Origin of the sequence: Tateyamaria rhodophyticola, from assembly GCF_047777875.1 — a bacterium.
In the GTDB taxonomy this organism is placed as follows: Bacteria; Pseudomonadota; Alphaproteobacteria; order Rhodobacterales; family Rhodobacteraceae; genus Tateyamaria.
The window spans coordinates 1,290,027-1,311,081 of the sequence record NZ_CP180519.1 but is presented as its reverse complement, the minus strand read 5'-3'; the positions used below and the strand labels follow the sequence as shown (position 1 = coordinate 1,311,081).

Annotated in this window: 27 protein-coding genes; 18 read left to right on the top strand and 9 right to left on the bottom strand. The window is 59.4% G+C overall.

Annotated features, from left to right (window positions below):
* Positions 1-123: 123 nt before the first annotated feature.
* Positions 124-594, bottom strand: coding sequence for a PRC-barrel domain-containing protein (locus tag ACERHN_RS08050; RefSeq protein ID WP_415922118.1), 471 nt, complete (start codon positions 592-594; stop codon positions 124-126).
* Between the two features lie 178 nt (positions 595-772).
* Between ACERHN_RS08050 and ACERHN_RS08045 the strand changes: the two genes are divergently transcribed.
* On the top strand, positions 773-940 hold the full coding sequence (locus ACERHN_RS08045; protein ID WP_415922117.1) for a hypothetical protein: 168 nt from the start codon (positions 773-775) through the stop codon (positions 938-940).
* An 11-nt stretch (positions 941-951) separates the two neighbouring features.
* Positions 952-1,101 (top strand): hypothetical protein, encoded by a 150-nt coding sequence (locus tag ACERHN_RS08040; RefSeq protein WP_415922116.1) that lies wholly within the window; start codon positions 952-954, stop codon positions 1,099-1,101.
* Between the two features lie 74 nt (positions 1,102-1,175).
* Here the strand turns inward: ACERHN_RS08040 and ACERHN_RS08035 are convergent, their stop codons facing one another.
* On the bottom strand, positions 1,176-2,015 hold the full coding sequence (locus ACERHN_RS08035; protein WP_415922115.1) for a formate/nitrite transporter family protein: 840 nt from the start codon (positions 2,013-2,015) through the stop codon (positions 1,176-1,178).
* A 112-nt stretch (positions 2,016-2,127) separates the two neighbouring features.
* Here ACERHN_RS08035 and ACERHN_RS08030 point away from each other — a divergent pair, with 112 nt between their 5' ends.
* Genes ACERHN_RS08030 through ACERHN_RS08005 form a run of 6 tightly spaced genes read left to right on the top strand, consistent with a single transcriptional unit; the run spans position 2,128 to position 5,899 of the window.
* A complete protein-coding gene (locus tag ACERHN_RS08030; protein WP_415922114.1) occupies positions 2,128-3,027 on the top strand; it encodes a mechanosensitive ion channel family protein in 900 nt (299 codons plus the stop codon).
* A 6-nt stretch (positions 3,028-3,033) separates the two neighbouring features.
* Positions 3,034-4,500 carry a TrkH family potassium uptake protein gene (locus tag ACERHN_RS08025; RefSeq protein ID WP_415922113.1) on the top strand — a complete coding sequence of 489 codons (1,467 nt, stop codon included), beginning with the start codon at positions 3,034-3,036 and terminating at the stop codon, positions 4,498-4,500.
* 4 nt (positions 4,501-4,504) lie between these two features.
* Positions 4,505-5,152 carry a potassium channel family protein gene (locus ACERHN_RS08020; protein ID WP_415922112.1) on the top strand — a complete coding sequence of 216 codons (648 nt, stop codon included), beginning with the start codon at positions 4,505-4,507 and terminating at the stop codon, positions 5,150-5,152.
* 59 nt (positions 5,153-5,211) lie between these two features.
* Positions 5,212-5,469 carry a Rho termination factor N-terminal domain-containing protein gene (locus tag ACERHN_RS08015; protein WP_415922111.1) on the top strand — a complete coding sequence of 86 codons (258 nt, stop codon included), beginning with the start codon at positions 5,212-5,214 and terminating at the stop codon, positions 5,467-5,469.
* Complete coding sequence (locus tag ACERHN_RS08010; protein WP_415922110.1) at positions 5,469-5,681, top strand: DUF2945 domain-containing protein; 213 nt, start codon at positions 5,469-5,471, stop codon at positions 5,679-5,681. The genes ACERHN_RS08015 and ACERHN_RS08010 overlap by 1 nt, the downstream gene beginning before the upstream one ends.
* A gap of 20 nt (positions 5,682-5,701) precedes the next feature.
* A complete protein-coding gene (locus tag ACERHN_RS08005) occupies positions 5,702-5,899 on the top strand; it encodes a PLDc N-terminal domain-containing protein (RefSeq protein ID WP_415922109.1) in 198 nt (65 codons plus the stop codon).
* 119 nt (positions 5,900-6,018) lie between these two features.
* On the opposite strand, the gene ACERHN_RS08000 is transcribed toward ACERHN_RS08005, so the two are convergent.
* Positions 6,019-6,669, bottom strand: coding sequence for a Crp/Fnr family transcriptional regulator (locus ACERHN_RS08000; RefSeq protein ID WP_415922705.1), 651 nt, complete (start codon positions 6,667-6,669; stop codon positions 6,019-6,021).
* Positions 6,670-6,843: 174 nt separating this feature from the next.
* On the opposite strand from ACERHN_RS08000, the gene ACERHN_RS07995 reads away from it, so the two are divergent.
* Positions 6,844-7,200: a hypothetical protein gene (locus ACERHN_RS07995; RefSeq protein ID WP_415922108.1), complete on the top strand. Its 357-nt coding sequence runs from the start codon at positions 6,844-6,846 to the stop codon at positions 7,198-7,200.
* On the opposite strand, the gene ACERHN_RS07990 is transcribed toward ACERHN_RS07995, so the two are convergent.
* Complete coding sequence (locus ACERHN_RS07990) at positions 7,197-7,445, bottom strand: DUF883 family protein (protein ID WP_415922107.1); 249 nt, start codon at positions 7,443-7,445, stop codon at positions 7,197-7,199. The genes ACERHN_RS07995 and ACERHN_RS07990 overlap by 4 nt on opposite strands.
* Between ACERHN_RS07990 and ACERHN_RS07985 the strand changes: the two genes are divergently transcribed.
* From ACERHN_RS07985 to ACERHN_RS07970, 4 genes are all read left to right on the top strand, one after another.
* Positions 7,444-7,797 carry a DUF1328 domain-containing protein gene (locus ACERHN_RS07985; RefSeq protein WP_415922106.1) on the top strand — a complete coding sequence of 118 codons (354 nt, stop codon included), beginning with the start codon at positions 7,444-7,446 and terminating at the stop codon, positions 7,795-7,797. The genes ACERHN_RS07990 and ACERHN_RS07985 overlap by 2 nt on opposite strands.
* Before the next feature lie 77 nt (positions 7,798-7,874).
* Positions 7,875-9,218, top strand: coding sequence for an NADP-specific glutamate dehydrogenase (gdhA, locus tag ACERHN_RS07980; RefSeq protein WP_415922105.1), 1,344 nt, complete (start codon positions 7,875-7,877; stop codon positions 9,216-9,218).
* Entirely contained in the window at positions 9,218-10,879 is a 1,662-nt protein-coding gene (locus tag ACERHN_RS07975) for an acetolactate synthase large subunit (protein WP_415922104.1), read from the top strand. Before gdhA ends, ACERHN_RS07975 begins: the two co-directional genes overlap by 1 nt.
* Before the next feature lie 40 nt (positions 10,880-10,919).
* Entirely contained in the window at positions 10,920-11,420 is a 501-nt protein-coding gene (locus ACERHN_RS07970; protein ID WP_415922103.1) for a Dps family protein, read from the top strand.
* A gap of 61 nt (positions 11,421-11,481) precedes the next feature.
* Here ACERHN_RS07970 and ACERHN_RS07965 read toward each other — a convergent pair whose 3' ends face one another.
* Entirely contained in the window at positions 11,482-12,291 is an 810-nt protein-coding gene (locus ACERHN_RS07965) for a response regulator (RefSeq protein ID WP_415922102.1), read from the bottom strand.
* A 90-nt stretch (positions 12,292-12,381) separates the two neighbouring features.
* On the opposite strand from ACERHN_RS07965, the gene ACERHN_RS07960 reads away from it, so the two are divergent.
* The 5 genes from ACERHN_RS07960 to ACERHN_RS07940 all read left to right on the top strand — a co-directional run bounded on the left by ACERHN_RS07960 (position 12,382) and on the right by ACERHN_RS07940 (position 16,610).
* Complete coding sequence (locus tag ACERHN_RS07960) at positions 12,382-12,561, top strand: NepR family anti-sigma factor (RefSeq protein ID WP_415922101.1); 180 nt, start codon at positions 12,382-12,384, stop codon at positions 12,559-12,561.
* A complete protein-coding gene (locus ACERHN_RS07955) occupies positions 12,551-13,102 on the top strand; it encodes an RNA polymerase sigma factor (RefSeq protein ID WP_415922704.1) in 552 nt (183 codons plus the stop codon). The genes ACERHN_RS07960 and ACERHN_RS07955 overlap by 11 nt, the downstream gene beginning before the upstream one ends.
* Entirely contained in the window at positions 13,102-14,829 is a 1,728-nt protein-coding gene (locus ACERHN_RS07950) for a sensor histidine kinase (RefSeq protein ID WP_415922100.1), read from the top strand. The genes ACERHN_RS07955 and ACERHN_RS07950 overlap by 1 nt, the downstream gene beginning before the upstream one ends.
* Positions 14,830-14,848: 19 nt before the next feature.
* The gene (locus ACERHN_RS07945; protein ID WP_415922099.1) at positions 14,849-16,327 is read left to right on the top strand and encodes a phospholipase D family protein; all 1,479 of its coding nucleotides are present in this window, start codon (positions 14,849-14,851) and stop codon (positions 16,325-16,327) included.
* Between the two features lie 85 nt (positions 16,328-16,412).
* Positions 16,413-16,610 (top strand): CsbD family protein, encoded by a 198-nt coding sequence (locus tag ACERHN_RS07940; protein ID WP_415922098.1) that lies wholly within the window; start codon positions 16,413-16,415, stop codon positions 16,608-16,610.
* 124 nt (positions 16,611-16,734) lie between these two features.
* Here ACERHN_RS07940 and ACERHN_RS07935 read toward each other — a convergent pair whose 3' ends face one another.
* The 4 genes from ACERHN_RS07935 to ACERHN_RS07920 form a co-directional block, all read right to left on the bottom strand.
* Positions 16,735-17,214: an MgtC/SapB family protein gene (locus tag ACERHN_RS07935; protein WP_415922097.1), complete on the bottom strand. Its 480-nt coding sequence runs from the start codon at positions 17,212-17,214 to the stop codon at positions 16,735-16,737.
* Between the two features lie 1,593 nt (positions 17,215-18,807).
* On the bottom strand, positions 18,808-19,314 hold the full coding sequence (locus ACERHN_RS07930; RefSeq protein ID WP_415922096.1) for a hypothetical protein: 507 nt from the start codon (positions 19,312-19,314) through the stop codon (positions 18,808-18,810).
* A 109-nt stretch (positions 19,315-19,423) separates the two neighbouring features.
* Positions 19,424-19,888: a TniQ family protein gene (locus tag ACERHN_RS07925; protein ID WP_415922095.1), complete on the bottom strand. Its 465-nt coding sequence runs from the start codon at positions 19,886-19,888 to the stop codon at positions 19,424-19,426.
* The gene (locus ACERHN_RS07920) at positions 19,888-20,796 is read right to left on the bottom strand and encodes an ATP-binding protein (protein WP_415922094.1); all 909 of its coding nucleotides are present in this window, start codon (positions 20,794-20,796) and stop codon (positions 19,888-19,890) included. The genes ACERHN_RS07925 and ACERHN_RS07920 overlap by 1 nt, the downstream gene beginning before the upstream one ends.
* Positions 20,797-21,055 lie beyond the last annotated feature (259 nt).

Genomic DNA, 21,055 nt, shown 5'->3' with positions numbered 1-21,055 from the left:
GAGTGTGCAGACACAAAAAACGGTGCGCTGCCGGGGAGGATACAGCGCACCGTGTGTCGGACAGGGGATACCTGACCGAGGGAAGAATGGGGGCCGACAGTTGGGGTCAGCCCCCGTTTTTCGTTAGGATTCGTAGGCAGGCAGCGCTTCGAGCTGCTCTTCGGTCATGCTGGCGTATACGCGCATGTCCTCACCGTCCGCTTCCTGCTTGATGGTCAGGCTGTCGAAGTCGACCAGCACGTCTTTCTCACCGATGGCGAGGAAGCCGCCCACACCCAGAACAGCGCCTTCGATGGAGCCTTCGGTGGAGACGATGACGTTGTCGATTTCACCGATCCATTCGTCATTTGCATCATAGACGCGAATGCCGGTCAGCTCTTCGGTGGTCATCTCGGTGGCGTCTGCAACAACCCAGCCCTCACGCTCGATCTGCGGTGCGTCAAAGGTTGCCAGATCTTCGGCCTTCCACTTGTCATCCATCACGATCGGGCCGTCGGCATAGGCGGAATCCGTGCTTTCCATCGTGGCGTCGTTGCCAGCGATCAGCGGGGTGGCAATAGTCAAGGCGAGTACGGACGCAAAAGCGCGTTTCATGGTAGAACCTCCATTCAAATCAGTACGTTACTGCAGCGTCATGCTGCTTGTGAGATAAACCGCATTGCACAGGATTGGTTCCACGCGGCGTCCGATTTTTTCGTCAAACCGGCAAAATGGAACGTTTGCCGCCTGATGGCAGTTGTTCCTTCAGAGAGTCATCAAGAGGAGAAGTCCAATGTCCGCACCTGACACAAATATCCGCAAGCAGGTTTGGTATCACCGTCCGTCGTTGATCGGTATTACGGTCGTACTCGTGGGCATCCTGGGGTTCATCTTCTTGGCGCAGATGGCGCCTGACGACGATGCGGCGCTGACCGAAGCACCTGCAACCGTTACCGAGTAAAGGAGACCCCCATGGATATTCCGATTATTGCAATTCTGTTTGGACTGACCGCAGGCGCGGTCCTGATCTGGGCCCTTGTCAGCCGTCAGGCGACCAAGGACCGGATCGAGGATGCGAACGCACCAAAGTCCACATTGGCCAAGGATGCGCCCGATCACTGAGTGCGCGTCCTTCAACAGAAAACGCCGCGACATGTAGCCCATGTCGCGGCGTTTTTCGTTTCCGGGATGGTTCTTTATGGCTCGGGGTGCACTTCTGGCACGATCTGCGCCCAGACGAGCAGGGTAAAGATTACGGTCCCGCCCACGACATTCCCGGCCAGCACCGGGAAAAAGAACCCGAACACGGCCTGCGCGGCGCCAAGATCACCCTGTACCACCAGATAGGCCATTTCGACCGATCCCGCGACGATGTGCGTGAAATCCCCAAGCGCGATAAGCCACGTGAACAGAAAGATCAGCGGAACCTCACTGCCCTTGGCGGTGGGCAGCATCCATACGAGCGCGGCAATCAACACGCCTGCCGGAATGCCGCGCATGAACCCTTCGCCCGCGGGCATGCCGGTTGCGTGCTTGCTCAGCTCCTGGAATGCGGTGGCGACGTCCGTGGCAAGAACCGGGGTATAGGCGAGGAATGTCGCCACCGCGAACGCACCGATGAGGTTGGCGGCCATGACGATGGTCCACAACTCCGCCGTCCGGCGCAGGCAGGAGCCGGATCGTTCGACCAGCACGGGCGCGACCGTCGTGATCGTGTTTTCAGTGAAAAGCTGCATGCGCCCGAGGATCACCAGCATGAAGCCGAACGTGTACCCCATGTTCTCGATGATATAGCGCCAGTCGGCATCGGGCAGGCGCGCGCGCAGGATCGCTTCGCCCAGAACGGAAAACGAAATCAGGATACCGGCGGCAATGCCCGAGAACCACAGGGCGCGGTTCGGGCGCTCCAGTTCCTCTTCGCCATTGCGGCGGATCGCTTCGAAAATGAGTTTCGGAGAAAGATGTGCCACCTCATCCACGGCGTCCGCCTCTTCTGTGTGATCAATGAGGTCGGACGGGTCTGAATGCGCTGACATGAAAATCTCCGTATGTGCGGGCACATGCCCGTTGCGGCAGACCAACGCGTGGCCCGGCCTGATTGTTCCGCCGTGGTGCGGAACCTTTGGGCGCAGGGCGCGTTGGTGGCCCATGGAACAGATTGAAAACGTGTTGCCCGCCGCCGTCACCGCACCGCTTTTGGAACAGCTCTCTGGCTGGTTGGATGCGGGGGTTGCGGCCGTCCCGCGCATCGGTATTGCGCTGTTGGTTCTTCTGATGACGGCGCTGGTTGCGTATGGGTTTCGTGCGCTGGTGCGCCGGATCGGATCGCGCGCGAAACTGCGGCGCAACCTGATTGACGTGCTGCAGTTGCTGTCGGGCACGACCATCTGGCTGGCCGGTATATTGATCGCGTTGACGGTCGTGTTTCCGACGATCACGCCGGGTCGGGCGTTGACGACGCTGGGCCTTGGGTCGGTGGCCATCGGCTTTGCCTTCAAGGACACGTTCGAGAATTTTCTGGCCGGGATTCTCATCCTGCTGCGGGAGCCGTTTCAGATCGGTGATCACGTGGAATGCGATGGGGCCGAGGGGAAGGTGGAAGCGATCACCATTCGCGACACGCATATCCGCCAGACGGACGGGCAGTTGGTTGTCGTACCGAACGCACAACTTTTCCACAACGCGGTCACGGTGCGCACGGACAAGGCGTTTCGCCGGACCGAGATCATCGTTGGTGTCGCCTATGGCGAAGATGTGGACGCGGCGCGTGACGTGATCGCCAAGGCCGTGCGCGCAGTTGATATGGTGCGCGATGACGTACGCGACATTCAGGTGTTCGCCAAATCCTTTGGCGCAAGTTCCATTGATTTCGAGGTGGCGTGGTGGACCGGGTCCGAGCCGGTGGACATTCGCGCCAGCCGCGACAAGGTCGTTGCCGCGATCAAGCGGGCCCTCGACGATGAAGGTATCGAAATTCCGTTCCCGTACCGGACATTGACGGTCAATGGACCGTTGCCCGTTCGGGCCGTGCCGGACGCTGCGGAGTAACCGCGCGTGGCACAGGTGAAGGGTCAGGGTGGCGATACCCTGCTGCAACGCGCGCGCCCCGCGACCCTCGCGCTTGTCATGGCAAAACATGGGGGTCTGGCCGTGCTTTTATTCGCACCGCCCATGATTTGGGCCGTGTGGGACGCCGAACACAGGTTGGCATTGATGTTGGGCATCCCGGTCCTGCTGGGATGCCTGTCGGTGCTTGCGGTGTGGCGCAAGCCATTGCCTGATGATCTGCGGGGGGTCGAAGCGATGGTGTCCATCGCCCTGTTGTTCCTGACCGCCGCGCTTTTGTCCGTGCCTGCGTTCATGGCGCTTGGCCTGCCGGTTGCGGCGGCGTTTTTCGAGGGGATGAGCGCGATCACGACAACAGGTCTGTCGATGGCGCGTGATCCGGACAGCTGGCCATTTTCGGCGCATGTGTTGCGGTCGTGGATGCAGTGGATCGGCGGCCTCGCGATGGCGACGGCGGTGCTTGCGCTGGTGCTGGGACCGGGGCCGGCGGCCCGCACGTTGGGCAAAGCCGGTCTTGATCAGCGCAACCGCATCCAGTCGGCCCGTAGCCAGGCGCGGGAATTGCTGGGCGCGTATGTCATGATCACCGTGGTGTTCGCGGTGGCGATTGCACTGACGCTTAGGCGCGGGGACGAGGGGTTGGTGCTGGCGATGTCTGCGGTGTCGACGGGTGGGTTTGCCCCACGATCCGACAGTCTGGCCAGTTACGACCCGCTGGTCCAAAGCCTCGTGATTGCGGCCTGTGTGGCGGGTGCCGTTTCGCTCTTGGCATTTGCGCAGGCTGTGCGCCGGGGTGGGACGCCGTTGTGGCGTGCGCAATCGGTGCGGCGTGTGGCGTTGATGACCGTTGTGTGCGCTGTCGTGCTGGCGATTTTGTACCCGTTTGCCGACCCGGACGCCGGTTACTTTGCGACCTTCCTCAACCTTCTCAGCGCCTTTTCCACGGCGGGATATTCGACCGGCCCCATGCCTGCGGTGCCCGCCCTTCTGGGTGTTTTCGTCATGGTGATGCTGATCGGCGGGGACCGCGGTTCAACGGCTGGCGGGATCAAGCTGTGGCGGATCAGCATTCTGATGCGCGCGGCGAAACACGCGCTTGCCCTGCCGCGTATGCCGGAACGCGCGGTCAGCCCGCTGCGCCATCACGGACATCCCGTCAAGGACACGTTCCTTGTCACGATCCTCGGCTTGCTCCTGCTCTATGCGTTCAGTGTGGCCTTGCTGTGGACCATGTTTGTCCTGCTTGGCCATCCGCCGTTGCCCGCCCTGTTCGACACGGTGTCGGCCCTGTCGACCGTGGGTCTTTCGACCGGTGTGATCGGCCCCGATCTGCCGCCTGCGGCACAGATCGCCGTGTCGATTGGCATGTGGCTGGGGCGGCTCGAATTCATTGCGGTTCTGGTCCTTGTGCTGCCCGGCACGTGGACCCGCGCCCGTTCCAGAAAAGGAAAGTGACACCATGCGGATTGTGATTGTAGGCGGCTCCAAGTTCGGGGTCGCCACGGCAGAGCAGATGATCGAACACGGTCATGACGTGGTCCTGATCGACAAGGATCGCGACCGGTTGGAAAAGCTCAGCGAGCAGCTGGATTGCGGTTTGATCGAGGGGGACGGGTCGTCGCCGTCGGTCCTGCGCGAAGCCTTCAGTGACAAGGAGGATCTGTTGATCGCGCTGACCAATGCGTCGGATGACAATATCCTGACCGCTCTGGTGGCGCGCTCCGTGGGCTTTGGCCGCGTGATCCCGCAGATCATTTCGCCAGAGCTTTTGGAAGTGTGCAGCGAGCTGGAATTGAACGACACGATCACGCCGCACGCTACCGTTGCCAGATCGCTCTGCCGTGCGTTGGAAGAAGATACCGAAGTCACGGAGGACCTGAACCTGAGCGGGGCCTTGCGGCTCAAGCGCGTCGAAGTGCCCGAAGCCCTCGATGGCAAAACGTTGCGCGACCTCGACACCCCACAAAGCGCGCGCCCGGTTGCCTTGATCGACGGCGAGGACGAAATGCTGGCCGATGCGGATGCGACCCTGCGGGCCGGGATGCATGTGTTGTTTGTGGTCGAGCGCGAGAGGGTAAAGGCGCTGGAGGCGTGTTTTAGCGCCTGACAGGGGAACCAATTCGGGCCGCGCACGTTTGTTTTGTGTAACTCACACGGAGAAAAGACATGGCCGCCGACAACCGCCCAAGCATCAAGGACGAAGAGGCCTATGACGCAATGCGCGAGGATGGCTACTCCAAGGAAGTTGCGGCGCGCATTGCCAATGCTCAGGCAAGCGATGACGTCAATCACGACAGTTCTTCATACGAAGACCGGACCAAGGATGACCTCTATGCGCTCGCGCAAGAGCGGGAGATTGAGGGCCGGTCCGACATGACCAAAGACGAATTGATCACCGCATTGCGTGATCAGAGGAGTGGGTAATGAGTTTGCAAACAGGCGATCGCGTGGCGTGGGACTGGGGCCAAGGCTCCGGCACCGGAACGATCAAACAGATCTACACCGAGACAGTGACCAAGACGATCAAGGGCACTGAGGTCACACGCAACGCAACGGACGACGAACCGGCATACCTGATCGAACAGGAAGACGGCGACCGCGTCCTCAAAAGCAGCACCGAAGTCGATGCTGCATAACACTGGAAAGGAGTAATATCATGGGTATCGAAGTCGCAGGCATTGGCGGGCTGATCCTGCTTATCCTCAATATCTGGGCGATTGTGTCCATCTTCGGTTCAGGCGCAAGCACCGGCGGTAAGGTTCTTTGGATCCTGCTGGTTCTGGTCCTGCCGCTGATCGGGTTCATCGTTTGGCTGATTGCTGGCCCACGGGGCGGCAGCCGCGCCGCCATCTGATGGCATCGAATATGTGCCGCGTGTGACCTGCCAGCCGCGCGCGCACACCAAGGCCCGTCGCGCCCCCTCGCGACGGGCCTTTTTCGTGCCATGGTTTTGGTGAAAAACGGTGTGACCACTCAGATCAGTGGCCGTTTCCCGATGCTGTTTTCTTCGACGCGTGCCACTTTCGTCAGCCGCTCCATGTCGTGTACGGTCAGCTGATTTTCCGACCACGTTACGATCTGATCTTCGCGCAGGCTCGCCAGGGTTTTGTTTGTATGCACCAGCGACAGGCCAAGCGCGTCGGCCAGATCCTGCTGTCGGTAGGGCAGCGGCACCGTGTTGCCGGACCCCAGCTTGACCTCGTTCAGGCGCGTGAAGAACCGGTGCAGCGCCCATCCCACCTTGGCGCGGGCATCAAGCTGACCAACCACGGCAAGCGCTTCGCCCAGAAACTGTTCCTCCACCGCCGCGATGCGGGTGAGGTCATAGGCGCGTTCGGGATGTGAGGTGAACAGTGTCCACAATTCGGACCGGTTGAACGTACACAGGCGCATGCGTGTGGATGCCTCTACCGAATGTCCCATCTCGGACATCACGCCAGCCTGCAGGCCTATGAAATCACCCGGCAAGACGAACCCGATGACCTGGCGGCGCCCATCTTCCAATGTCTTAAAACGCAGGCCCATGCCGCGCAGACACGTAAACAGATGTGTAGATGATTGTCCCTGCGCCATGATTTCCGTTCCGGGCTGAGCTTCAAGCTCACCGGTTTTGAACCTTTCCATAAAGGCTGTTTCGGAGGCGGACATGTCGTGAAACACGTCGAGTTTTCGGAGCGGGCAATTCGTACAATCGGTAGACATTTTTTCCGTCTTCTATGTCACAGTTTAATTCGCGGTCTCCCGGACTGTGGCATGACACTGCCAAAGCCACGGGAACATTTAATGACGCCTCGCGATATGACGGATCGTGCCGCACTTATCGTCGGCACTAACGCAGTCGAAATCATGGATATTGAAGAGTACCTGTCGCTGTGCGGTTGGAGCTCCGCGACGATTGTCGACACTTATCAGAGCGCCGTTCAGGCCGTCGAGTCCGGCGACCGACCCCTTCGCCTTGCCATCAACCTGCTTCCGCATGCGGATGCCAAGGCCAAGACGTTCATATCGAGCTGCATGCGGAACGACATCGGTTTGATCCTGCTGAACGGAGAACGCACAACGGTTCTGGCGGGCAAGGTTATCATGCTTGCCCGCCCGTTCGTGGACCAGGATTTCGATGACGCTCTGCAAGCGCTTGGCCTGTCCAGAGTTTAGTTGCGGCGGCCAAGTGCGAGGCCGAGCAGGACGCCAAAGCCGACGGCACCCGCCACGGCGAGGCCGGGATTGCGGCGCACGGTGGACAGTGCGGTGTCCTGTGCATGCTTTGCTTTGGCCTCAAGGTCATGTGCGGCACTGTGCAGGACCTCGCGCCCGTCTTTTGCCGCGCTGCCCACCGTGTCGCGCAGTGTCTCTGCCTGCTGGCGTGCGGTATCGGCCCACTCGGATGCTTTTGCGGTCATGGATGTGTCCGAACCGTTTGATGCGGTTTTTGCGGTCGTATTCTGTGTGTTGGCCATATTGTGTCCTTTCACGCTTACGTTGCTGACCCAACGGTTCGCGCCGCATTTTTGTTCCAGCGCAAATTCTGGAACTTTCTGCGTCCCGGCCACGTTGACTTCGCGAACTGAGACGAAAGGAAACGCCATGCTTTATTGGTCGATTATGTTTTTGATTATCGCGCTGGTTGCCGCCGTCTTTGGCTTTGGCGGCATTGCCGCAGCGTCGACAGGGGTCGCACAAATTCTGTTTGTGCTGTTTATCATCCTGTTCGCGATCACCGTTGTGGTGCGTCTGCTGCGCGGACGGTCGTGATCTGAAAATCTCAAACTTCCAGTGCCGGTGCCCGCTCTTGGGCGCCGGCTTTTCTCATTTAACCCAAAGGACGTCCCATGGATCGCGCCACCGCACTGACCGAAGCCTTCTTGAATACGCTGTCCCCTGCGGATGCGGATCTGGCCAACCTCAGACAGGCCGTTGAGGAAGTGGCGCGTGATGTGATCACCGTTGAAAAGAATGACCCGGATTGGGCGGCGGCGCGTGTGTTGCGCCGGATTGTCGAGCCGGACCGGGTGATTAGCTTTGGCGTCACGTGGACGGATGACGCGGGCGATGTGCAGGTCAATCGCGGATGGCGGGTGCAGGCGTCGAACGCCATTGGACCTTACAAGGGTGGCCTGCGCTTTCACCCCGCTGTGACGCTGGATGATCTGCGGTTTCTGGCCTTTGAGCAATGTTTCAAGAACGCGTTGACGGGCCTGCCTCTTGGCGGGGCAAAGGGGGGATCGGATTTCGATCCTTCGGGTCGCAGCGATGCAGAAATCATGCGGTTTTGCCAGGCGTTCATGCGTCAGTTGGCCCCCCACATCGGACCGGACAAGGACGTGCCCGCCGGGGATATCAACGTCGGCGCCCGCGAGATCGGGTATCTCTTTGGGGCGTGGCGTCAGATGTCGGGCATCTATGCGGGCGCGCTGACCGGCAAAGCGCCCGCTTATGGCGGATCGGAGATCCGGACAGAGGCGACGGGGTACGGGCTTATCTACTTTGTGCAGGCCATGCTGGCGCGGACCGGCGCTGCGATAACGGGGCACCGCGTGGCCATTTCCGGCAAAGGGAATGTGGCCACACACGCCGCCCGCAAGGCGATCGACGAAGGGGCAACGGTCATCACCTTGTCCGACACGTCCGGCACGCTTTATGCGCCGGACGGGTTTGATCACGCAGCGATTGACTGGGTCGTGCAGCGCAAGGCGCAGGGCGCTGACCTGAGCGATCCGCCACGGCACATTGCCGCGCAGTTCTGCGAAGGCGCGCAACCCTGGGCACAGGACGCAGACATCGCGCTGCCCTGCGCCACACAGAACGAGATTGACGAAAAAGCTGCGCAGGCTCTGGTCGACAACGGCGTTCAGCTGCTGGCCGAAGGTGCCAACATGCCCACGACACGGGACGGGTTGCGCGTTTTGCGCAAGGCGCGGGTGACATATGCGCCCGGAAAGGCCGCCAATGCGGGCGGCGTGGCGGTGAGCGGGCTGGAGATGAGCCAGATGAGCCACCGGCGCTTTATGTCAGCGGACGAAGTGGATCAGGCGTTGCGCACGTTGATGTCTGACATCCACGACCGCGTCGCGACAGAAGGCAAAGGCGACGGCGGCATAGATTACGCGCGCGGCGCGAACCTTGCGGGCTACCGCAGGCTGGCACAGGCCATCACGGCACAGGGGGTTATCTGATGCGAGACACAACCACGAAATCAGGCGCACAGGTTCTGGTCGATTGCCTGCAAGCGGCGGGTATCGACACGGTTTTTGGCGTGCCGGGCGAGGAGACGACCGCGCTGATGGAAGCGCTGAGCGCCTCTGACATTGAATTTGTGCTGTGCCGGAATGAACAGGGTGCCGCGTTCATGGCGTCGGTGCACGGGCGGTTGTCAGGGCAGCCGGGCGTGTGCCTTGCGACGCTTGGGCCCGGTGCCACCAATCTTGTCACCGGGGTTGCGGATGCGCAGCTGGATCACGTGCCGCTGATCGCGATCACGGGGCAAGGGGGGCGCGGTCGTCTGAGCCGGATGAGCCATCAGATGATCGACCTTGAGGCGCTGTTTGCGCCCGTGACGAAATTCAGCCGGACACTGTTGTTGCCCGGCGACATTCCGGCCAGCTTTGCAGAAGCGATGCGTTTGGCGATTTCTGGTCGACCGGGTGCCGTGCACCTGTGCCTGCCAGAGGATGTGGCGGCGGCGGAATGCGATGCGCACCCGTTGCCCGTCCGGACACCGCCGCACATCCGCGCGGGTCAGGACGACCTGCATGCCCTGGCCGATCAGCTTGCCTTGGCCAAGCGCCCGGTGATCGTCGCCGGTGCCGGTGTGGTGCGTGATGGCGCAGCGGAAGCGGTCCGGATGTTCGCCGAAACCACAGGCATACCGGTTGCGACGACGTTTATGGCCAAGGGCATCTTGCCTGCAGATCATGACCAGACGCTGTTTGCTGTTGGCCAGTCCGAAGACGATTGGATCGACCTTGCGCTGCAGGCGGCGGACCTCATCCTGCTGGTTGGTTTTGACGCCGTGGAATATGGCCCGCTTGGCCTAACCCAACGCAACGATGTACCGGTTTGCGTGGTGGACACCGATCCGCCGCGTGCCGACACCGGATTGGTGATCGCGGTGGAGGCCATTGGTGATATCGGGCACAGCCTGACGGACATTCGTCTGCGTCTCAAGGGGCAGACATGGGCCGCTGTGCCTGCATTCGACGCGGCACGCGATGGCATGCGTCTGGCACTGGACCGGCAGCTGACCCAGGGCGGCACAGGTCCTGTCGCGCCCACGGATATCTGCCGGGTGGTGACCAAGAGCCTGCGGATGGAGGATACGGTGCTGTCCGGTGTTGGCATGCACAAGCTCTGGATTGCGCGCCACGTCCAGCCCAAGCGGCCCGGACAGTTGATCGTGCCGAACGGTCTGGCGGGCATGGGCCTTGCCTTGCCCGGCGCATTGGCGGCGGCCCGCTTCCAGGACAAGGGCCGTGTGCTGGCCATGTGCGGCGACGGAGACATCATGATGAACGTGCAGGAGATGGAGACGATCACCCGTCTTGGCGCACGGGTCACGGTGATGGTCTGGGTCGATGGTGGGCTTGGCCTGATTGATGCGCATCAAGGCGAGGGTGGCCCACAGTTCCCGTTCGGCAATCCGATCTGGGATCATCTGGCGTCCGCCTTTGGCTGGACCCACGCCGAAGCGCGGGGCCTGTCCGATCTGCCGGAGCTGCTGGACGCCGCGCTCGGTGCCGAAGGCCCGACGCTTGTCACTGTTCCGGTCGACTATGCGGCAGCGGGCCATATGCCGGGCGAAGCGACGCATGAATTGCGGAACAATTCCGCCGCCTGAGACGTTGACCCGGTGAACTCAGATATGAAGGAGACAGATCATGTCAAATGCATTGAACGTCGTCCCAACAGAAGACAGCGTCAGCACGGGCGTCCGTGATACGGGTGCCATCGCCGAAGGTCTGGCAGACGTACTTGCCGACACCTACCGGCTTGTTTTCAAGTCCCACGCCTATCACTGGAACGTCGAAGGACCGCTGTTCTACTCGGTGCACAACCTCACGGAAGAGCATTATGAGGACATGTTTGGCGCAGCCGATGAACTGGCAGAACGCATCCGCGCGCTTGGACATCTGGCGCCCACATCGATGGCAGACATCATGGGCCGTTCCAGCATCGAAGACCGCACGGGTGATTTGACAACCGAAGATATGGTGTCGGATCTCGCCGCGGATCACGAGCGTCTGGCGCACCGTTTTCACGCGCTGATCGAGATGGTCGAAGATCGCAAGGATCCCGTGACCGAAGATATGGCGACCGAACGCAGCGCGTTCCACGAGAAGGCAGCATGGATGCTGCGCGCGCTCGTCAAGTCGAGCTGACAATTTACCGAGTGAGTGGGTGACGAGTGGCCCCCGCAGCATCGCTGCGGGGGCATTTTTTTTATGCTTTGAGAATGGCCGAGGACGCAAAGAACATCGCCTGGCTAATGGCAGAACGCACTTGCTCTTCGGTATAGGGTTTGGAGATCAGGAAGGCGGGTTCCGGACCTTCACCCGTCAACATGCGCTCCGGGAATGCGGTGATAAAGATGACGGGGATATCCCCGGCCTTTTCCGTGATCCGGTTCACCGCGTCGATACCGCTGGACCCGTCGGCCAGTTGGATATCCGACAGGATCAGGTCGGGCCGCTGACGTTCGAACAGTTCCACGGCTCCGGTTTCGGTGCGGGCCACGCCGGTGACCTGATGACCCAGATCGGTCGCGATGCTTTCAAGATCGACGGCGATCAGCGCCTCGTCCTCGATGATCATGACCGAACCGCTTACGGACTTGGCCATTTCGCGATACGCAATCTCGAGCAGTTCGGCGACCTCGTCTTCGTCGCGGCGCATGATGTGTGCCGTCTGCTCCGGTGTGAATTCCTCGAGCGTACGAAGCAGCAACACTTCGCGTGTGCCTTCGGTCAATGTTGCGAGGTGACTTTGCGCACGTGCAGCGGGACCATCTTCGTCATCGCTCAGCTTGGCGCCGCTGGATGTCCAGATCGTCTGAAACACCGCAAAAAGCGCGACCTTGGGCGAAACATCATCAGAGAACAGTGTCGGGTCGGTCAAAATCGCTTCGAGGGCGGTAGCAGCATAGCCATCCCCACGGGTCTGGCTGCCCGTCAGGGCCCGCGCATAGCGGCGCAGGTATGGCAGGTTTGGCCCGATCTTGTCTGCCAATGTCGGGGTATCTGACTGCGACATCTTATGTCACTCCACTTTTTTTGCAGTTTTCATGGAACCAATGCCTCGTCAGTGCATTTAGTTCCCAAAGGGTTGCAGGTTTTTACGCTCATGACACAAAAAATGCCTCGGGCAGGCCAGACATCAAGTGTGGTCGAAGAGATTGATAAGAATTTGAAGCGTGCGTTCGACGATATGGCGAACCAGGCTTTGCCGTCGCGTTTTACGGACCTTCTGGATCAGTTGCGCGAACAGGATGGATCGAAGGCGGGGGTGAATGATGACAAATGACCCCCGCGACGAAATCGTCGATCATATTGGCCCGATGCGCGCCTTTGCCATCAGCCTGACCCGGAACGGGTCGTTGGCCGATGATATGGTGCAGGATGCATTGGTCAAAGCGTGGAGCAACATCCACAGCTTTGAGCCGGGAACGAACATGCGGGCGTGGCTATTTACCATCCTGCGCAACACATATTATTCGCACCACCGCAAACGCAGCCGCGAAGTGGAAGACGTAGAAGGTGCGTTGTCCGATGGTCTTGCACAGAAGCCCGATCATGATGGCCGCCTGCAGATGCGCGATTTTGCAAGCGCGTTCGAGACGTTGCCGCAAGATCAGCGCGAAGCGTTGGTATTGGTCGGCGCGGGCGGATTTTCTTACGAAGAGGCGGCCCAGACCTGTGGCGTTGCGGTCGGCACAATCAAAAGCCGTGTGAACCGGGGGCGGGCGCGGCTCGCCGAACTGATGGAAGTGAATGACGACGAACCGATGGAGGCGACAGCAGCGGTCACGCAAGGGATCGTGGCGATGAACCAGAGCATCGCCTGATGCAGGCATCTGTTCTCGGCAATCTGCGTGTCAGGTTGATCCTGCTGACATTGCTTGCCCTGTTTCCGCTTGGCGTGATTGCCTTGGGGCAGGCGATCCGGTCCACGGAGATCACCCGGGAGCGCATCGAACGGTCCTTGATCAACGCGACAAATGTGGCTGCTGTTGATCAGAGCGCAAAGATCAAGCAAGCGATTGGCGCGGGTCAGGGCTTGGCCGCGATCGTGCCCAACGTCGACCTTTCGACATGCCGTACCGCCCTGTCCAAGGTGCTGGAAAACGCACCGCGATACGCGTTTGTTGGCTACATCTACGGCGATGGCACGATGGAGTGCAGCAGTTCCGGCGATCTCATCATGGATTTCTCCGATTTTCCGTCATGGGATGAAGCGGTCGCAAGCGAAGACGTATTTGTTCAGGTCAATGCCGACGGCGCGGTGAGCGGACGGTCTGTTATTATCGTGAATGTGCCCGTGCGCGCGGACGGCGAATTTGCCGGTTTCGTGTCGTTGTCGATGCCACAGAACAAGGTTATATCGTCCACCCCGTCGCTGGAAACGGAAGAAGCAGCGCTTGTTGCCGTAGGTTCTTCCGGCAGTGCCTTTTTGCTGTCGCCCGGCGCCGAAGACGCCAACCGGCTTTTGCCTGCCAACATGTCCGCCCTTGAACTGTCTGAGCGTACGGGTTCCGTGTTCTTTGCAACGGACCTCAACGGTGATCGCCGGGTGTTTTCGGTGACCGAGACCATTGCGGGCAGTTTTTTCATCGTCGGGACATGGCCGCGGTCGGTCTTTTTTGAAGACACCCAATGGCGGCAAGCACTGACGCCGATTATGTTCGCGCTTCTGATGTGGGCGGCGAGCATGTGTCTGGCGTCCTTTGGCTTGCAACGTCTTGTGTTGCGTCATCTCGCCGATTTGCGGTCCGCCATGCGTCAATTCGCATTGGGGGAGCGTAGTGCTGATGGTCTGACGCTCGAAAATGCGCCGAATGAATTCAAAGATGCCGAACGGGCGTTCAATCGTATGGCGCTGTTGATCACGCAGGCCGAGGCGGCGCAATTGACGGATCTGCACGACAAGGAAGTGCTGCTGCGCGAAGTGCATCACCGCGTGAAGAATAACCTTCAGATGATCGCGTCGATCATGAACCTGCAGGCGCGTGCGGCCCGGACCGACGAGGTGCGCACCGTCCTGTCCAGCTTGCAGCGGCGTATTCGCGGTCTCGCGATGCTGCACCGCTCGCTTTATACGCAGGCGGAGGTCACGCAGGTCGACGCCAGTGAACTTGTGTCCGCGGTCGTGGCCGACACGTCGTCCCTTCTGCCGGATCAAATGCTCAAGATCGAAACGGATCTCGCCTCTGCGTTGCTGTATCCCGATCAGGCGGTTCCGCTGTCCATGTGGGTGACCGAAGCGCTGACGAACGCCGTAAAATATGTGGGTCGCACATCAGACGGCGAGACCCGGATTGCCGTGACGCTGGACGTTGAGGATGAAGGCAACGTGACGCTTGAGATTGCAAATACGCTCGGCACGCCACTGGTGGAGGATGGAACCGTAACGGACAGCACGGGGTTGGGTTCAAAACTGATGTCCGCATTCTGTCGCCAGCTGGACGGAGAGGTCGAGACCGTCGAGCAGGAAGACCAGTTCCGGATGATTTTGCGGTTCCAGGTGTCTGGGTTTGATCCCTCTGCGCCAGATGCTAGGTCGAGTGAAACGTAGGACAGCGAAAGCGCATCCAATGTCGCAACCCGATTTCGAAGTTTTCGTGGCCGCCGATGCGGCCTTTGCTGCTTTTGAGCAAGCTGTTCTGGATGCGCGCGTCTCGGTTCTGGGTGGGTTCCGCATCTTTGACATGCGCACGCGCCTGATCAGTGATGCGGCACGGGCGATTGGCGACACGTGGTTTGACCTGCTGGCGCATGTGGTGTCGCGCGGTGTCCGTATTGAGTTGATCATCAGCGATTTTGACCCGGTTTACGCAACTACGTTGCACACGCTGACATGGGGCACGCTGAAGCAGGCGGCGGCCTTGCGCGAGGTGACGGGGGCGAGTGAGGATCAGGTGCGGGTGCGCGCCGCACTGCACCCTGCAACGCCCGGCCTTGTCCCGTGGCTCGCGTTTCTGCCACCCACGCTGCGCAAGGCCCGCCGTGTGCGGGCCGGTTTGGATGACACGGTATGGCACGCCGCCCCCGGAGTGAGCCGAACGCCGCGTTTGCATCCGGTTTCGCATCACCAGAAACTGGCCGTGATCGACGACGATACGCTTTACATCGGCGGGCTTGACTTGAATGACCGCCGCTTTGACACGGCGGAGCATGACCGCCCGGCGCACCAAACCTGGTCGGACGTGCAGGTGATTGTGCGACACGATCCCGCCGTGGCCGAGGCCGCGCAGCATCTGGCGTCCTTTGATGCGGTGGTCCATGGCCGGGCCGCGCCGCCAAAGCTCACGCATATCATACGCACGTTGTCGGCGGACCGCAGGCTGAAACTGCCGTTTCTGTCGCCGCGCACGCTCGTGTCCGAGATCGAAGACCTGCATCTGGATGCAATCAGAGAGGCGCAGCACCTGATCTATATCGAGACGCAGTTCATGCGCTCCCCGCGCATTGCCACTGCGCTTGCGGAGGCGGCACAGGCGCGCGATGCGCTGTCGCTCATCCTGATCCTGCCGGCATTGCCCGAACCGGCCGCCTTTTCGTCAGAGCATGAGCTGGGCATCGAGACGCGCTATGGCCTTGGTCTAGAGCGGGACGCCTTGGCAACGATCCGATCCGCCTTTGGGGAGCGGGCCACAATCGCGACCCCCGTGCAGCCTTTCATGGCTGCCCGCGATGACACGTCCGGTACGGCCGGATCCCCGATGATCTATGTGCACAACAAGGTCCTCGTGCAGGATCGCGCGCTGGCCTATGTGGGATCGGCCAACATGAACGGGCGGTCGCTGCGATGGGATACAGAGGCGGGGATCGTGCTCAGGACCCCGCAGCGGATCGAGGCCCTGCGCGATGCGGTCCACAAACATTGGTGGCGCAGGGATCTTGAGGACGCGTGGGCGGATCCTGCGCGCATGCAACCGTTGTGGCAGGCGGAGATCCGGCGGAATGATGTGTGCCACCCTGAAAAACGGGTCGGGTTTCTCGTGTCGCATGATGCCGCGCTGCATGAGCGTCAGGGCGCATCACTGCCCTTTGTCACGGACGACATGGTCTGATCACCGCAGCAATTACGGACAGCACCACGGAACAAGTTCGCAGCTGGGCCGTTTCTCCTTTAGCAAACCCGAAAGGAGACCTGTTATGGACAAGGACCGCATCGAAGGAAAATGGACCGAGATCAAGGGCCGCATTCAGGAAGCGTATGGCGATCTCACCGAAGATGAGATCGAACAGGCCAAGGGGGACCGCGCACAGCTGGAAGGCATGATGCAGCAGAAGCTTGGCAAGACCAAAGACGAAGCACGCGCCGCTGTGGACGATATCCTGGCCGCGATCTGATTGGTTCGTGACCCAAAAACCCCGGCCGGAAAAACCGGTGGGGGTTTTTTGTTTGGCGGGTTTTGCCTGTCTGCCGCGGGACAGGGACACATGCGGTGTTTTGGGCTCATCAGATGAGCGCGTGTCACTCGATGTCAGGTCGATCTTCGGAACCGCGATCGCTCAGGAACCTGCTGCTGGCCATGACAAGGGCCGCGAGGACGGCACAGATGATCGCAAACAGGCCGTACCCGAGGCCAGCCGCCAACCCAAGCGCCCCGGAGAGCCACAGGCTTGCCGCCGTGACCATGCCGCCCACGCGTTTTTCGCCCTGGATGATCGCCCCCGCGCCAAGAAAACCCAGACCGCCAATCAATCCCTGAATCACCCGCGTCGGGTCAGCGGCCAAACCTCGGGCATCCATGTCGATCGACATTTCGATACTCACAAGCGTGAATATCGCGGCCCCAAGGGCGACCATCATATACGTCCGAATGCCGACACGCCGGTGCCGGAGTTTGCGGTCTAGCCCGAGAATGCTTCCGGCGATGACGGCGCAAATCAGCCGAATCAGCCAATCGGCCTGTTCGAAATCGACCGCGATGCTGGCGAATAAATCTGACATGTCCGATCAACCTGTTCCACACACGCACTCGCACCCCAGTACACGCGGATCCGGATCATGTTGCAATCGGGTGTTTGGAACGGGCGGGATGGGCGGTGTTCTGAACCGTGGACAACGCCCATGAATCTCATTTTCGGAAAGCAGGTTGGCCGAGCATAGCGGGACCCGACCACCGCACACGCGTATCGGCTTGGTCCCTTGCTCATTTTCACGTCATCAGCCCGCGCTTCAAAAGGGATGCGACGCTCTCAGTCATCCGCTTGATGTCTGCGGTCGTGCAAGCCAACCAACGCGTTGCTTGCAGCAACACGATGCCTTCGCGCTCTGTTTGAGCGAAACCCATTCTACCTTAGGCGGACAGGCTAGGCAGTCAGGAACAAATTTTTCCATCGTCGATTCCGTCGCAAATTTCTGCGGTGTGAGAGTGTAGAAGGATGCGCGGGGTTAGCCCTTTTGCCGGGCTTCGGTCAGTGACGGGAAAAGCTTCGTTCAAAGGCGCATCGCCGAAAAGGCAGTTGAAACATGCCACGAATGCGTTCCGCATGGGATGTCCTGATGCGATGCACTGCCAGTCGATATGTATTTCCGCGCACTACCGGAGCACGACCATACGATAACGTTTGGCACCATTGTCGCTGACACTGGTTTTTGGGCTAGCCCCTTCGCGCCAGCTCTCCCGTGATGTGCACTCCTGAAAGCCAAGTGACATTGACCCGTCCTAGGCGCTCGCGGCTGAAGTCATCGAAGATGGCCTGCGCGCGGAACCTGCGTCCGTCAGGAAACATGTCCGACACCAAGTCTGAGCCGCAGCGTTCATTGGGTCGTTCCATCACGAGCATCAGCCTGCGCGTCCCGAGGGCCCGTTGCCGACCGTTACGTCTTCTGACCCGCAGTCATTCTTCGTGGTACAGCTGCCGTCGTCCCGCCCGACTCCTGTGGCCTCAGTATCGCCCCACCGGCCGATGTGTTTCACAAATCGCCTGCCGGAAAATGGATGAACTGCGGTTCGTTAAACCGCGACCTCTTGGTCTCCTTCGTCCGGACGAACGCGTTCTCAGGCTCGTGGAGAAACAGGGTTGCAGCGCACCCAGGATAACAGCTTGCCTGAGCACAGACCCTGCAAGAACCGCTCCACCTCCTTCTGCCGATCATTAGGTTGCGTGCGCCCGAAGGCTATTTCACAAGGCAGAATTCTGTCTGAGGCATGACCCCAGCATGCGCACCAGCCAGCGCGTTCAAACCCCTCGCAGCTGCGCAAATCCAAGCAAGTGGAACGCTCATGCAGATTGAAACGAAGGGAAGTGGTGATTTCATCGACGGGCAGGACGGTGGAGCATAGTGGGACCCCACCGCTGCAGTCAGCTTAGTGGCGCAGCCAATGCGCGTCAGTCAGCGCCGGGTTGCGACACCCTTAGCGATGCGTTGATCGAAACGTGTATGATCGGCTCAGCAAAGCTCTTCCACTGCGGTCATTGATTTCATTGAATTTTTCTCTGACACAAAGCTCTTTTCTCGAAATTTCTGCCACCAATTCAGAGTAATTCTGCCATTGGCGATGCAAAAAGGGAGCTTAAGCTTGGCCTTGTTTTCATCCTAAGTGGCTGGCTTTGAGATCGTGAAGCGCTCAACGCTCCTTTCGTCGACCTTCCTAAACTTATCCCGCGTGCGCTGAACGTACTTTGGTATCGCGGTCAGTTGGCCGCGCTCAACCATTCGCTCAATTTCTGGAGTGCGGCAATCCAATAACTTCGATGCCTTCAGGAGGGTAATCCCGTAGCGCTCAGTTTGAGCGAACACCTTTTCGATCTTTTTGGGACAGACGAGGTAGTCTAGTACGAGCTGTCGGGATCGGCTTGGATTGGCTACTGGCAGTCTAAGATCGATGAAAATTCGGACGACCTGCCACGTGCTACATTTGCTTCGCTTGGCGGCCTCTTTGAAAGACACCCATTTCTTGGCGGCTTTTGTCTTCGAGTAAGGCTGCCAGTTCGCTGTGATGGCGCGTTCGAAGCGCCAGATTTCATCACTATGATAGCCGGGAACAGCGCCTTGATGTTGAAAGTGCAGAGCAATGAGTCCGTTCTTCGTGAATTCATCCAATGCTGGCCGCGTGACGCCAAGCTTTCTGGCGGTTTGTGATACGCTTTAGATACGATTGAGTTCACGTGCGACGTCGTCGGCAACATCAGCAGGTACATAGCGTAGTAGTTCAAAGCGCCGCCCCGACTCCTTCCGCATTTGGCAAGTCCTGCAGAACGCTTTGGTGTTTCATGCAGGTACGAACGGAGAGAAGTTGTAACAGGCCAGTTTGGTAAGCCGTATTCTGGCGGTTTTGCGGACCGTGCTCACTGATACAGATCGGGCAGACCCGTGGTTTCGTGCGACGAAACGCCGAAAACTTGATGTCTGCCGCGCCCAATTTGAACCAATCCTTCCGAATGACTTTTGGGGTGTTGCGGATCAAGGGCTCTGGATCATGACCTGCAAGTGTGGCCAAAAGGCGGATTTCATCCTCGTCGCCATTGGCGAGCGGAAGATATCGAATGCCAACATCAGAGCAAAATGTGACGAGGCGGGGGGCGCCGTTGCGATAGGCCGTCCTTGCTGCACATGATGTTGCGCATTCGTTTTCACGGCTTGAAATCTGAAGGGGAAGTGGCTGAATACCATACATCACACGTCTCCCTCGTCGGTGAATATACGACTTGTGTCAATCTTCAGATAGTCGTTTACGAGGAATGGGTTGAATGCTTCAGTACAGCTCTTCCAGTCCTTGAAAGCCGTCGCAAAGTGCTCGGTCTCCAATGACGGATTTTGTGCGTAGAGCGCCTCCTCGATTGAGAAGATTGTCAGCTTGATCACGAGACCGAACTGGTAGCTTGAGGCATGCAGGATGCGCTTCCCAAGGTCCGCAGAGCCAATCAAATGATCGAAAACCAAGCCGGCGCAAGACGCATAGCTGTCTACTAGCGACAACATGTCCAACGCGTCTGATCGCGCTGTCAGTGCATCAAAACTGACAGCTTTCATTCGCCTTACCAATTGTCTGTCGAAGTTCACGATTTCTTTGAGATCTTCCGTCCCAGACAGCAGAAAACCTACCAGCCAATCTGTGTCCTGAGAGATTGACTTGAGTGTGTTCACGATCTCGTGGAGCTCGTTTTGCCGCCCCTTTTTCTTAAGATCTTGGGCTTCGTCCAAATGCAGGAAGAGCACCTTGTTTTCTGCCAGGTGAAATCGAACCAGATCCCAAATATACCAAATCTGACTATCCGTTTTGAGCTGCAAGCCTAGCGCTGCCAATATGCTGATCCCGAGAGACTTCAGAGTGGCAGGTGAGGGGACTATGACGCTGACGATTCTGCCGCCCGAACAGTCAGATGCTCGCAATTGTGCATTGGCGCGCTTGATGAGCCGTCGCATGGCGGTTGTCTTACCGCTGCCTGTTGCGGCGGTCAGAACGAGACTGTCGGCCTCTTGGGTGCGATGTGCGCGAAGATCCGAAAGGCGCACCGCAATCAATCGGTCAACTCCGCATTCGAGAACCCTGTAGCGCTCATGTTGAGCGAAACGGCCGGACAAGGGCTGCCAGATTTGGACAGCAAATCTCTGCCGCACAAACCGACGGTCGGAGGCTGTTTGTTTTTGTGGATGGCGCCCTTGAGGCTGTCTGGCCCCTCTGTCACGGATCCAAGTCTCCTCTGGAGTGATTTGGACCGCTTGCGGTCCTGATCTTCGTTTCGTCCTGGCGATGGCTGACTGAACCAGATCAGTTGAAGAATCCTATGTCGCAAACCCTTGGCAAAACCTCGTTTGATTTTGGCATTTTTTTTGGCTGCTG